Origin of the sequence: Oerskovia rustica (genome assembly GCF_014836555.1) — a bacterium.
GTDB classification, from domain to species: domain Bacteria; phylum Actinomycetota; class Actinomycetes; order Actinomycetales; family Cellulomonadaceae; genus Oerskovia; species Oerskovia rustica.
The window spans coordinates 1-12,351 of record NZ_JACSQQ010000008.1 but is presented as its reverse complement, the minus strand read 5'-3'; the positions used below and the strand labels follow the sequence as shown (position 1 = coordinate 12,351).

Here is a 12,351-nt window from a genome sequence, read left to right as displayed (position 1 = left end):
CCCCGTCTCGGCGCCGCGGGCGTCCTGGCCTGCAGGTCAGTACGTGGTGCCGAACTCCCAGTGCCAGGCCTCGGGGTTCGCCCCGCCCGGGCGCGCCCAGGTCGGGTTGTCCCAGCCGTACGCCGGAGCGTTCTCCCGCATCCAGTTGTACTGGGCGGTGCCGAACTGGTTGATGCCGCCGCCAAGGTCGAGCGCCTGGCCCATGCCGTGGTTCGAGGTGCCGGGGGGAGCCGCGAGGCTGCCCTTCGACGCCTTGACGGAGACCTGCGAGGCATACGACCGGTAGGACGACGTCACCGAGATGTCCGTGCCGAACGCGGCCCGGTAGGCCGTGTTGAGCTGCTCGAGGTAGTAGACCCCGTCGCAGCGCACGAAGTGCCCGGGCGCGAAGCTCGGCGAGCACAGGAGGTCGGTGGGGATGTTCCCGTTCGAGTACCCGGCAGTGCTGTTGGCCCACGCCGCGAGCTGAGAGGCCATGGCCGCACGCTCGGCGGCCTGCTGGGCGGCGATGGCCTCGCGCTCGGCGGCCTGCTGGGCGGCGATCTCCTCGGCCGACGGCGGTCCCGGCTCGACCGAGACCGTCACGGACGTCGAGTCGAGCAGGGTGCGCAGGGCCTCGGTCGCTGCGCCGATCTCGTCGATCGTCGGGGCGATCTGGGCCTGGCCGGACGGGTCTGCCTCGACGGTCGCCGGGTCGGCGTCCGCCGCAGCGGGCTCGGCCGGCGCGGCCTCCGGCGTCGTCGTGCCGGCGTCGGCGGTGAGGGACTCGCGTCCCTCGGTGCCCGCTCGGCTCGCACGGAACGTGTCGCGCCCGTCGAGGGCGGCGTCCGACCCGGAGGCCTCGAGCGTCGGCCCGGAGTCCAGCCCATCGGCGTCGAGCGACGTGTCGGTCGCCGCGTCGGCGGGCACGCTCGCCGCCCCGGTGCCGGCCTCGTCCGCGTTCTCCGTGGTGGTCGCGGCGCTGAGGAGCTGGCGGAGCTGGTCACGCGTCGCGGTGATCTGGGCCAGCTGCTCGGGTGCCAGGGAGGACGTGCCCTCGCTCGCCAGGTACTCGGCGCGCACGAGCTCGGTGCTCGCCGCCTCGAGGGCGGCCTGCTCCTCAGGGGTGGAGGCGCTCGCCCCGGCGACGCTCGTGACCGTCGAGGCCGCCGTGCCGGTGGTGCTCGCCGCGGAGACCTGGGCGGTGGTGGGGGTGGTGACGAGGCTGGCGGCGCCGGCCGTGGTGGTCACGGCGACCGCGGCAAGGGCTGCCGCGACCGCGAAGGGGGACCGTCGGCGCAGGGAGCGCCCGGGCAGGGTCGCGGCGAAGCGGCGCTGGGAGTGCTTTCCCATCAGCGGCCCCCTCTCGTGCCGGGACCCGGCTGGTCGGCTGCGCCGAGGGGGGAGGTCGTACGGTCGTCCGTGCCCGGGAGCGGGCGTCGCGCCGTGGGCGCGGCAGAGCTGAGCAGTGCAGTTGTCACGGTGTTCCGATGTTCCGTTCGTCGGGCCGAGGCCGGGACCGCGTGCGCACTGCGGCGGTCGAGCGGGAGCTCGACGCCGTACCGTGCCGTCGCGGTGACGGGAGTCGTTCTTGGAGCCTCAGCGGCCTGAGTCGCGGCGCGTCCGGATGACGTGGGAGCCGCGTGCGTCAGCAGATGGGATGCGAGGACGGTCCTCGGTGCCTGCCAACTCGTTCCATCTTCAACTACGTTTGTGAGCGCTCTGGCCGTGTGGAGCAAGGATCCGCTGGTGATGGTGTGCCGGGTCCGGGCCTATTCGGTGAAGAAGGTACGACCGACGCGTCTCGCGTCGCGAGTCAGGGCCGTACCCACGAGCATGCCCAACGCGATCGCGAAGACGGCGACGACGGCGTTGGCGATGTCCGACACCGAGCCCGTGTTCCCCGCCACGAGCTCCGAGAGGCCCAGGAAGCTCAGGGCTCCCGGCACCAGGAGCCAGAAGGCCGGGAGCGTCGTGATGATCGCCGGGGGGCCGGTGCGGGTCCGCTCGACGAGCGTCGCGAGCGGCACGATCACGAGAGCACCGAAGAAGCCCGAGATCTCCGGGGCGACGTAGGAACCCACGAGCTGGGCCGCGTAGGCCGCGAACAGGACCACGAGCACCCAGGGCAGGCTCCGGCGCGGGGTCGAGGCGAAGAGCATCTGCCCGACGCCCACGAGCACGACGCCGACCCACGGGGCCCACCACCCCATCCGTTCGCCGCCGTGCCCAGCGAGCAGGTCGCCCGCGACCGCCGCACCGGCGACGACGCCGAACACGAGCAGGAGAAGCTGGGCGATCCCGTACAGGAGCCGGCTCGCGCCCGAGACGATCTGGTTGCTCGTGAGCTCGATCGCGGCGACGGTCAGGACGGACCCCGGCAGAAAGCTGATGAGCGGCGGGACCAGGACCTGCAGCGGGCTGTCGCCGAGCCAGGGGTGCACCACCTGGATCGCCAGGACCGTCACGAGGAAGGACGCGACGACGGGCAGGGCCGTGCTGAGCGTGGGCCAGCGCGCGGCGAGCCACCGCAGGAGACCCACGCCGAGCCCCAGGACGAGGAAGACGGGCAGCAGGTCCAGGGTCGGGTTGAGGATCAGGCCGAAGCCCAGCGTCAGGATCGCGTGCCCGACGACCGTGAGCACGGCACCGAACCTGGGCGGCCGACGCCGGATCGCTCGGAGCTCGGCGCGCGCGTCGGCGAGGTCGATCGTCTGGTTCCGCAGCTCGCGGATCACGGCGTAGAGAGCGCCGATCTGGTCCAGGTCGAGCCCGCTGCCCGCTGCGTCGGTGAAGTCCGTGACGACGCCGGAGGCGGTCTGGACGCGGATGAAGACGCACGTCGGCAGGACGAGGGTCTGCACGGTGTGCGCCCCGTGCAGGTCGGCGACCTGCTTGAGCACGTCCTGCGCGTCGTTGACGGACTGCCCCGAGTCGAGCATCGCCCGGCCGAGCGTTCGCAGCAGCGGGACGAGGTCCGGGGAGATCTCCGGGACGTCGGGCTCTTCGTCAGGCGTCGCCTCGTTGCCGAGCGCCTGGAGGACCCGGCGGAGGGTCGAGGGGGCGTGGCGGATCCCGGAGAGCAGGGGGAACCGGGTCCGGTGCGGGGTCCCGGGGGCGGTCTCGGCCGGGGAGGCGCCGGTCTCCGTGGTGTCCGGCGAGGTGTCGCGGGGGGCGGCCGTGGGGGCGTCGTCGGTCGGCGTCACCTGCTCGGGTGGCGCGTCCACGGGAGGGCCCTCGGCGTTCAGGTCGCCACCCCGCGTCCGCCGGCGGTGTCCGTCCGGGCGCCGGAGGAGCCGGGTGACGGGTCAACCGGTCCCGACGACGCCGCGACCAGGTGCAGCAGGGCTTCGGCGTAGGCGTCGGCGGGGTCGTAGCCGCGGAAGGTGAGCGGGCGTCCGCCGAGCTCGATCTCGACGAGGTAGGCGGGGACGTCGTCGTCCTCGACGAAGCGCTGGAGCCAGCGGAAGGTGCCGCCGAGCAGGGTGCGGAGCTGGGGCTCGAGCGGGTGCCAGAGCGCGTCCTCGAGGGCCACGGAGTCGAGCGCCCACTCGGTCGTGCCGTTGAAGCCGAGGATCACGCCGGTGTCGAACTCGTGGGGTTCGATCGTCATGTCGCTGACGGTGAAGAGGTCGCCCGTGGGGCCCGTGCCGAGGAGCCGGAACCGATCGCCGGACTCGGGGTGCCAGCGCACTCCCGCCTCGCGCAGGGCGAGGGCCAGGTCCCAGGAGATCATGTCGCCAGTATGGTCGGGTCGGCCCGAGCAGGCGCGCCGAGGGTGACGGCCCGGCCTGCCGACGGTGACGCTCCGGAGGCCTTTCACCCGCTCGCGCGAGACAGTAGGGGAAGGACTCCCGCAGCCCGCGGGGCCCGAGCACGGGGAGGCCGGCATGACCGGGACGTTCGAGACCGTCGACGACTACATCGGTTCGTTCCCGCCCGAGACCCAGGCGGTCCTGCAGGAGATGCGCCGGACGATCCACCGGGTCGTGCCCGACGCCGGCGAGAAGATCAGCTACCAGATCCCGGCCGTGACGGTGGGTGGCCGGGTCGTCGTGTACTTCGCGGGGTGGAAGCACCACGTGAGCCTCTATCCCGTGCCCGACGGCGACGTGGACTTCGAGCGGCTCGTCGCCCCCTACCGGGCCTCCAAGGGGACGCTCAAGTTCATGCTGTCCGACCCGATCCCGTACGGCGTGATCGAGACGGTCTCACGGCACCTGCTCGACCAGCACGGGGCCTCGGCGTAGGCGCGCTCTCCCCCCGGAGCGCGCTCGGCAGGCCCCGGCGGGCGCCCACCTGTCGGGACGCACCGTCCCACGACGGCCGGGTCGTCACACCCCGGAAACGTCGGCATCGTGTACTCGCCCTCATGACCGTCCCTTCCACGGGCACGGCCGGGCGATCCCCGGACCGACCCGTCACCGTCTCCATCCACCGCCGCATCCACCCCGACCTGGTCCCGGACGCGACGCGCTGGGTCCAGACCGGCGTCAACATGGCCAACACGTACCCGGGGTTCCTCGGGTCGGGCTGGGTGCGCGCCGCGAAGGACTCGCACGACTGGCACATGCTCTACCGCTTCGCCGACGAGGCGACGCTCGACGCGTGGGACTCCTCGCCCGAGCGGGTCGCGTGGCTCCAGGAGGGGCAGGGGCTCGTTGAGGACCAGCGCGTCGAGCGCAGGACGGGCATCGAGGGCTGGTTCGACGTCCCCGCCCGCGTCGAGGAGCCGCAGGTCGGCGCCGAGCGTGCGCCGGCCCGGTGGAAGCAGTCGGTGAGCATCTGGCTCGGGTTCTTCCCCGTGAACCTCGCGTTCACGCTGCTCATGTCGTGGGCCGTCCCGAGCTTCGGCGAGCTGCCCGTGGTCCCGAGGGTGCTCGTGACGACGCTCGTGCTGACCCCGATCATGACGTACGCCGTCCTGCCGTGGGTGACGCGCCGTCTGGCACCGTGGCTCGCGCGCTGAGGCGCGCCCACCGACCGCCCGACGAGGTGCCCGGCCGGCTCGTCGCCCCGTCGTAGGGACGCCCGACGGCGGCGCTCGCCCAGCGCCTGTCCAGGCGACTTCCAGCGCCCGGTCATAGCGTGGACGGATGGACGACGAGATCGAGAACGCGACGGATGTCGCACTGACCCTGGCCGCCGTCGCAGGAGCGCTGGTGGTCGCGTTCGTGCTGGGCACGATCCTCTCGGCGGTCGTGAACCGCCTCGGGCGGCGCAGCGAGCTCGCGCGGGACATCTCGAGGCGACTGCGCCGCCCGGACCGTGCGGTGCTCATGATCGTCGCGGTGTGGATCGCCGTACGGGTCACGACGGACCCCTCGGTGAGCTGGCGCCCCGCGGTCGAGCACGCCCTGCTGATCGCGCTCATCGCGGCGGGTGCGTGGTGGGTGGGGGCGCTCGCGTTCGTGCTCGAGGACAGCGCGCTCAAGCGCTTCCGGGTCGACGTGGTCGACAACCGGCACGCGCGGCGTATCCGCACGCAGATCATCGTGGTGCGACGCCTGACCGTCGCGATCATCGTGATCTGCGCGATCGCCGCGGTCCTGCTGACGTTCCCCGCGGCGCGCGCCGCGGGTGCGAGCATCCTCGCGTCGGCAGGTGTCATCTCGATCGTCGCGGGCCTCGCGGCCCAGACGTCCCTCGCGAACGTGTTCGCGGGCATGCAGATCGCGTTCACGGACGGCATCCGGGTCGACGACGTCGTGGTCCTCGAGGGGGAGTGGGGGCGGATCGAGGAGATCACCATGACGTACGTCGTGGTGCACCTGTGGGACGACCGGCGCCTCATCATGCCGTGCACGTACTTCACGACGACGCCGTTCCAGAACTGGACCCGGCGGGCCGCGGACCTGCTGGGCACGGTCGAGCTCGACCTGGACTTCCGGGTGCCGTTCGGCGCCATGCGCGCCGAGCTCAAGCGGCTCCTCGCGCACACCGACCTGTGGGACCAGCGCGTCGGCATCCTGCAGGTGACCGACGCGATCAACGGCGTGGTCCGGGTGCGTGCGCTCGTGAGCGCCCGCGACGCCCCGACGCTGTTCGACCTGCGGTGCTTCGTGCGCGAGGGGCTCGTCGAGTGGCTCCAGCGGTCGAGCGCGGACTCGCTGCCCCGCACGCGCTTCGAGGGCGTCGAGGAGGGCCGCATCAGCGAGGAGCCCGACGTCGCGCCTGGCCACGCGCAGGCCGACGGCGCAGCGGCACAGCCCGCGATCCCGGAACCAGAGGTCCACCTCCCGCCCGCGATCCCCGTGGGGCCGGGCATCCCGGGACAGCCGCCCCTGTCGACCCGTCAGGCGACCCGCCGCGTCTCGGTGCGCGACCAGACGCGGGTGATCGGGACGGTCAGCGCCCCGCAGGACGTCGTCGAGACCAGGGTCATGTCACCGGTCGAGGCGGCGCTCGCGGGTGCGGACGCGGGTGACACGGGGGAGATCGGTCCCGAGGACCTGCCCGGCGGCGCGTCCGAGTCGGCCTTCTTCAGCGGCACGGCCGAGGGGGTCGAGCGTTCCAAGGCGTTCGCAGGTCCGGGGCAGGAGGTCATCGACGAGCGCGAGGAGACGGCCGAGCGGAACCGGGTCGAGGACGAGCGCGACGCAGCGGCATCGCAGGACGACGCCGACGAACGGGGCCGGGACCACGCGGCGGCGCGCCCTGGTGACCGAGACCGCCTCGGCGACCGCGACCTGGGGCGCGGCGAGTCGCACGGCGACGCCGGTCACGACGGCGACGCCTGACGCCGAGGGTGACGCGCCCGCCTGCCGAGGGGGAAGGACCTTCCTGCCGAGGGTGACCGACCCACCACCCCGCGCGGGCCGTCGCCGCCCCGACGTGACGCACACGACCCGGGTCCACCGCGCCGCGCAGGGCACCCCTGGTTAGGGTCTCGTCGTGAGCAGGTGGACCTGGCCCGCGTACGTGGGCGTGATCGGCGGAGTCGTCGTCTTCGTGATGTTCCTGCTGCCGATCGTGGTCTGGCAGTACCGCCGGTACGGGCGGCTGAGCTGGTTGCGCCTGCTCGGGTCGGCGGCGGTCGCGGTCTACGGCGTCGCGCTCGTGGCGTACACGCTGCTGCCGCTGCCCTCGGGCGACCTCGCGCAGTGGTGCGCGCAGCACGGGTTCTCCGGGCCGCAGCTGAACCCGTTCCAGTTCGTCGAGGACATCCGCCGGGACACCGCGGGCATGAGCGCGGCGGCGCGGCTGCGCAGCCCGGCCGTGCTCCAGACGGTGTTCAACGTGGTGCTGTTCGTCCCGTGGGGCGTGCTGGTCCGGCGCTTCTTCGGGTGGCGGCTGCCGCTCACGGTGCTGTCGGCGTTCGCGGCGTCGCTGCTCATCGAGACGACGCAGGGCACGGGGATCTTCGGTCTCATCCCGTGCTCGTACCGCCTGGCCGACGTCGACGACCTCCTGACCAACACTCTGGGCGGGTTGATCGGTGCGCTGATCGCGCCGGTCGTCCTGCGGTGGATGCCGCGCTCGACCGACCTCGCGACCGAGCGGGGGGTGCCGCGCCTTGTCACGGTGTGGCGGCGGTGGCTCGGCATGCTGCTCGACGCGTTCCTGGTGTCGGTGACGGGGACGGTGCTGGTCCTGTTCTACCGGGTGGCGCTCGTCGCGCTGGGGCAGGACGTCCCGCTCGAGGCGGGCGCGGTCGACGTGGTGCTCGGGTCGCTCGTGCCCGTGGTCCTGGTCCTGCTGGTGCCGCCGTTCCTGGGGAGCGGGGCGTCGTGGGGGCAGCGGGCCATGTGGCTCGAGCCCCGCTGGACGGCGGACGTCGCCGAGGGCCCGGTCGGTGCGGGCGGCCTGGGCCGCGGGACCATGGCGCGTCGGGTGGTGCGCGGCCTTGCGTCGGGCGGGCTCTGGGGGGTGTGCCTGGTCCTGGCGGAGGTCCCCGGCGGTGGTCTCCTGCCCGACGTCGCAGCGCCCCTGGGGTCGCTCGTCGCCTTCGTGGCGGTCGTCTCGGTCCTGTTCACGCGCGACCGGCGCGGGGTGTCGGGGGTCGTGTCGGGGGCCCGGATGGTCGACGCGCGGAGCTGAGCGCGGGGGCTGAGCACGGCCGCCGGGCCGCACGCCTCCGCCCGGCGTCGGCCGATCACCGAAGTCACTTGCCAACTGCGCAAGTCAGCAATACGTTTGCCATCATGGAAAACGACATGTCCGTCGGTGACCCCGCGACGCAACGCCCTTCCGCCGCGCAGGCGCGCGAGGCGCTGGCGAGCCTACGCGCCGACGACGCGACTCTCGCGGAACGGCTCGTCACCCCGCGGTGGTACTACCCGCTCCTCGGAGCGATCGTCGCCGTCATCATCGTGTCGCAGGCGCTGCCGTCACCGGCGTCGCTGATCCTGCTGCCCGTCGCGATCCTCGCGCTGCCCGCGCTCGTGGTCGTCCACAGGCGGCGCCACGGACTGTGGTTCAGCCTGCCGGCCGGGCCGCGATCCAGGCGCGTCTACCGGATCATGATGATGATCCTCGTGCCCTGCTTCGTGGCCATGGTGGTCGTCAAGGTCACTCCGGTCCCGTACGGGTGGGTGCTGCTCCCCGCGGCGGTCGGGCTCGTCACGCCCCTGGTGCTCGGCCCCCGGTACGACGAGCTCTTCCGCCAGGAGCTCGCCGGGACGTCCGCCGGGACGGACAGGGCCGGGGCATGAGCACCGACGTCGTCCCCGTGTTCAGCGAGGTCATCCACTCGCCTGCGCGCCTGCGCATCTGCGGGGTGCTCCGGCGAGGGGCGCAGCTCGAGTTCGCCGTGCTCCGCGACACGCTGGGCCTGACCGACGCGAACCTCTCGAAGAACCTGCGCGTGCTCGCCGACGCGGGGTTCGTCACGGTGACCAAGGAGAGCTCGCCCGACCGCCCCGACGCCCGGCGCCTCACGTGGGTCGAGCTCACGGCCGAGGGCAGGCGCGCCGTCGAGGCGCACCTCGCGGCGCTCGCGGAGATCGCCGCGGGCGTCGACCCGAACGCTGAGAAGTGAGGAGGCGCAGCGGCAGGCGGTCCCGGCCAGCAGCGTGTCAGCGGCTGCCTGGTCGCCGGCGCGACAGGGTCGTGACAGCGATCCCGGTGCCGAGCAGGAGGAGCGCGGCGAGAGCAGCGAGGGCCGCGTCCGCCCCGGTGGCGGAGAGCGTGCTCGCGCTGCCGGGCCCAGAGCTGCCGGCCCCGCCGGCCCCGCCGGTACCCGGTCCCGACGGGGTCCACGGGCTGGGCGGTCCGGGCACGGTGTCGCCCACGGTCGACCACACGCCCTGGGCGTCGTTGTCGGTCGGGGAGGCATCGGTGTCGGTGTCGATCGTGGGCACGACGAGCGGGCTGAGCCGTTCCACGACCGGGTCCACGAAGCCGTCCTCGTCGAGGTCGGTGTCGGGGGCGGGAGTCACGTAGGCGACGTCGCGCATGCTGCCCGCGCCCGGAGCAGGGGCGACCACGCGGGCGGTCACGGTCAGCGGCGGACCGTCGGCGTCGACGGGGAGGTCGTCCGTGGCGGTCGCCGTGGTCCCGTCGACCGTGTAGCCGTCACCCGTCATCGAGACGAGCGTGGCGCCGTCGGGCAGGAGCTGGGTGATCGTCCACCCGGCCGGGGCGACGCGCGGGCCCGCGTTGTGCGGGGTCAGCGTCCAGGTGACCAGGTCGCCCGCGCGCAGGACGGCGCCGGGGGCCACGGCGAGCGCCTGGGTCAGGGACAGGTCGATGCAGCTCATCGGGTACAGGACGGGGGCCTCGGTGAGCTCGTACACCTCGGCGCCGCCGCCGTCGTAGTACGGGACGCCGTCGAGGAAGCCCGTGGCTCGGCACGCCGCCCCCCAGTCGTTGGGGGTGCCGTGGTCCCGGGCGTCGACGGCGACCGGGCCGTCGACGGGCAGCGCACGGGCGAGGGCAGGTGCGGAGTCCTCGCCGACGACCGCGTTCGCGTACGTGCGGATCGCTGTGCTGGCCGCGGGGAAGGAGTTGCCCGTGACGAGCACGTCGTCGCGCAGCGTCCGCCGGGCGGCCTCGGGCGACGCGGGGTCCGCCGTACCGACCTGGATCCAGGTGCCGCCGCCCGTGAACGCGTTGCCCGTGACCCGGACGTCGGACGACGAGTACGAGTCCGGGAGCGCGCCGTCGGCCCATGACGGGGCGACGCTGATCGCGGCGAGCCCGTCGCCGCCCGTCTGGGAGATCGCGTTGTCGGCGACGAGGAGGTCGTGGGCCGGGCCCGCTGACACGACGTCGGGCTGGCCGCTCACGGTGTTGCGCACGACCTGCACGGCGGTCGTGCCCTGGAGCACGCGGATCCCGCCGTCGTTGTCGGTCATGGTGCTGTCGTGCACGGCGATGTCGTGGCTGATCCCGTTGGCAGGGGTCGTGACGACGAACAGGCCGACCCCGGAGTTGCCGGTGAACGTCGTCGCGCCGACGTCGAGGTTCGCGACGCTGCGCCCGTACACGCCGTACTCGACGAGGTTCGCGACGGTCGCGTTCGTCACGGTCGACCCGTCGGTCGCGGAGTAGAAGAACCCGTACGACCCGGCGTCGATCGAGGCGCGGTCGACGTCGACGTCCTGCGACCCGTAGGCGCGCAGGATCGCGGCGCCCGTGACGGAGGTCGGCCCCTCGTGACCCGTCACGGTGATGTCCTGGGCCGTGACCCCGATCGACTGGTGGATGACGAGCGCCGCGCCCGTGAGGTCGGCGGTGACGCGGGAGACCGTCGCGTCGCGCGCACCCAGCAGGTACACGCCGCTCGACGCGTCGGGCGCACCGACCACGTCGATGTCGGAGATCGAGATGTTCACACGGTCCGAGTCGTCGTCGAAGTTGGACTGCGCCCCGATCGCGTAGAGGAACCCGGTGGCGGACACGTCCGAGACCGTGACGCGTCCGGCGTTGACGAGGTTGACGCCGGTGCCGGAGACGCCCCAGGCACCGGCGTCGAGCACTGCGCCCGTGACGACGGCGTTCTGGGTCGAGCCCAGGGTGATGCCGCCGAACGCCGTGATCACGGGGTCCGTGATCGTGGGGCCGGCGCCCGTGTTGGTGGCGCTCGTGGTGATGCCGTACATGGCGCCCGTGATCGTGGGCCGCTCGATCACGACCCCGGTGGCCAGGAGGGTGAGGATGCCGGTCGACTGGTTGGCCCCCGCCAGCGTGAGCCGGGCGTCCGTGATCCGTGCCCCGGTCGTCGCACCGAGCGAGATGCCCTCCCGGGTGCTCTCCTGGACGACGGCGCCCGTGATCGTGGGGCCGGTGCGTGGGTTCGTGGGAGCCGTGCCGAAGCCCCGGGCGAAGCCGGTCACGGTGACCGCGTCGACCAGGGCGCCGGAGGAGTTCGCCAGGTCGACCCCGGTGCCCGTGCTGTTCGGCGTGCTGGTGACGCTGATGCCCGACACGCGCGGCGTGGTCGTCGTGCCCAGCGAGATGCCCGACGTCGAGGCGCCGATCGCGCCACCGGAGATCACGACGCCGCCCGCGGTCGAGGCTGCGGTCGCGACGATGCCCGTGGCGACGCCGGCGATGGCGGGACCGGTGACCGTCGCAGAGCCCGTCGTGAGGTTGATCCCGTACGACGACGCCTCACCTGCGCCGTCCATGTCCAGCCCGTCGATCACGACTCCCGTCACGTTGGCGCCGAGCTGGACCCCCGTGGGGCGGGCCACCGGGGTCGGGTTGCGGATCGTGAGGTTCGACAGCACGGCGTCCGACGCGGTGACCGAGACGATCGCGCCGGTGTTGGCCGCGCCGATCGTGACGTCGTCGTCGAGCGTCAGACCGCCTCCGGCGACCGTGAACCGCGTGTAGAGGGTCGAGGCGCCGCTGCTGTCGAGGGTCACGGTGCGAGGGATGGTGATCGTGCCGGTGAACGCGTAGTCGTTCGGGTCGAACGAGACGGTCCCGCCGGCGGGGGCGGCGTTGATCGCTGCCTGAAGGGTGAGCAGGGCGGGGGTGCCCGGGCGCTGGCCCGGGGTACCGACCCAGGCCACCGGCAGGTTGTTGGCGTTCGGCACGATCTCGGGCCCAACCGGCGGCACCTCGACGACGGTCTCGTCCGGGGCGGGTGCCGGTTCGTCGAGGCCGCCCGGTGTCGTCGGGTCGGCGGGCGGCGGCGGGTCGCCGGTGTCGACGGTGTCGGGCGGCGAGGCGGCCAGCGCAGGAGGCGTCACGGGGGCGACCACGACCGCGCCGACGCCGAGCAGCGCGGCGACACCGAGCGCCGCGGTGGCGCGCCGCCACCGGTGAGTGCCCTGCCGCCCGTCCAACGCTCTGCGCGTACCCGCCCCCGGTTCGATACGTCGCGCGCGGTCGCCAGTGACCGCTCCGCCATCGTGGGCCGACACCGAGGAACCGGCAACCGGGCGGAGAGGGGGTGCCGTCCCTGCCGAGAACCGGGGC

The 12,351-nt window shown here is 73.3% G+C and carries 10 protein-coding genes; 6 read left to right on the top strand and 4 right to left on the bottom strand.

Annotation, left to right across the window (positions count from 1 at the left end; all coding sequences use genetic code 11):
* Positions 1 to 36: 36 nt before the first annotated feature.
* The 3 genes from H9652_RS06190 to H9652_RS06180 form a co-directional block, all read right to left on the bottom strand.
* Positions 37 to 1,332 carry a M15 family metallopeptidase gene (locus H9652_RS06190; protein ID WP_191795481.1) on the bottom strand — a complete coding sequence of 432 codons (1,296 nt, stop codon included), beginning with the start codon at positions 1,330 to 1,332 and terminating at the stop codon, positions 37 to 39.
* A gap of 419 nt (positions 1,333 to 1,751) precedes the next feature.
* The gene (locus H9652_RS06185; RefSeq protein ID WP_191795480.1) at positions 1,752 to 3,206 is read right to left on the bottom strand and encodes a threonine/serine exporter family protein; all 1,455 of its coding nucleotides are present in this window, start codon (positions 3,204 to 3,206) and stop codon (positions 1,752 to 1,754) included.
* Between the two features lie 17 nt (positions 3,207 to 3,223).
* Positions 3,224 to 3,715 carry a pilus assembly protein CpaE gene (locus H9652_RS06180; RefSeq protein ID WP_225227831.1) on the bottom strand — a complete coding sequence of 164 codons (492 nt, stop codon included), beginning with the start codon at positions 3,713 to 3,715 and terminating at the stop codon, positions 3,224 to 3,226.
* Between the two features lie 154 nt (positions 3,716 to 3,869).
* Between H9652_RS06180 and H9652_RS06175 the strand changes: the two genes are divergently transcribed.
* From H9652_RS06175 to H9652_RS06150, 6 genes are all read left to right on the top strand, one after another.
* Positions 3,870 to 4,229: an iron chaperone gene (locus tag H9652_RS06175; protein ID WP_191795479.1), complete on the top strand. Its 360-nt coding sequence runs from the start codon at positions 3,870 to 3,872 to the stop codon at positions 4,227 to 4,229.
* Between the two features lie 122 nt (positions 4,230 to 4,351).
* On the top strand, positions 4,352 to 4,948 hold the full coding sequence (locus tag H9652_RS06170) for an antibiotic biosynthesis monooxygenase (RefSeq protein WP_191795478.1): 597 nt from the start codon (positions 4,352 to 4,354) through the stop codon (positions 4,946 to 4,948).
* 127 nt (positions 4,949 to 5,075) lie between these two features.
* Positions 5,076 to 6,719 (top strand): mechanosensitive ion channel family protein, encoded by a 1,644-nt coding sequence (locus tag H9652_RS06165; protein WP_191795477.1) that lies wholly within the window; start codon positions 5,076 to 5,078, stop codon positions 6,717 to 6,719.
* A gap of 154 nt (positions 6,720 to 6,873) precedes the next feature.
* Positions 6,874 to 8,019 carry a VanZ family protein gene (locus tag H9652_RS06160; RefSeq protein ID WP_191795476.1) on the top strand — a complete coding sequence of 382 codons (1,146 nt, stop codon included), beginning with the start codon at positions 6,874 to 6,876 and terminating at the stop codon, positions 8,017 to 8,019.
* A gap of 104 nt (positions 8,020 to 8,123) precedes the next feature.
* Complete coding sequence (locus H9652_RS06155; protein ID WP_191795475.1) at positions 8,124 to 8,633, top strand: hypothetical protein; 510 nt, start codon at positions 8,124 to 8,126, stop codon at positions 8,631 to 8,633.
* The gene (locus H9652_RS06150; RefSeq protein ID WP_191795474.1) at positions 8,630 to 8,959 is read left to right on the top strand and encodes a transcriptional regulator; all 330 of its coding nucleotides are present in this window, start codon (positions 8,630 to 8,632) and stop codon (positions 8,957 to 8,959) included. The genes H9652_RS06155 and H9652_RS06150 overlap by 4 nt, the downstream gene beginning before the upstream one ends.
* 37 nt (positions 8,960 to 8,996) lie before the next feature.
* On the opposite strand, the gene H9652_RS06145 is transcribed toward H9652_RS06150, so the two are convergent.
* Positions 8,997 to 12,218, bottom strand: a complete 3,222-nt coding sequence (locus tag H9652_RS06145) for a beta strand repeat-containing protein (RefSeq protein WP_191795473.1) — start codon at positions 12,216 to 12,218, stop codon at positions 8,997 to 8,999.
* Positions 12,219 to 12,351 lie beyond the last annotated feature (133 nt).

What these genes read in the sequence shown, in the direction of transcription:
- H9652_RS06190 (WP_191795481.1), bottom strand. Translation starts at nt 1,332, where the DNA reads ATGGGAAAGCACTCCCAGCGCCGCTTCGCCGCGACCCTGCCCGGGCGC.
- H9652_RS06170 (WP_191795478.1), top strand. Translation starts at nt 4,352, where the DNA reads ATGACCGTCCCTTCCACGGGCACGGCCGGGCGATCCCCGGACCGACCC.
- H9652_RS06155 (WP_191795475.1), top strand. Translation starts at nt 8,124, where the DNA reads ATGGAAAACGACATGTCCGTCGGTGACCCCGCGACGCAACGCCCTTCC.
- H9652_RS06150 (WP_191795474.1), top strand. Translation starts at nt 8,630, where the DNA reads ATGAGCACCGACGTCGTCCCCGTGTTCAGCGAGGTCATCCACTCGCCT.
- H9652_RS06165 (WP_191795477.1), top strand. Translation starts at nt 5,076, where the DNA reads ATGGACGACGAGATCGAGAACGCGACGGATGTCGCACTGACCCTGGCC.
- H9652_RS06175 (WP_191795479.1), top strand. Translation starts at nt 3,870, where the DNA reads ATGACCGGGACGTTCGAGACCGTCGACGACTACATCGGTTCGTTCCCG.
- H9652_RS06180 (WP_225227831.1), bottom strand. Translation starts at nt 3,715, where the DNA reads ATGATCTCCTGGGACCTGGCCCTCGCCCTGCGCGAGGCGGGAGTGCGC.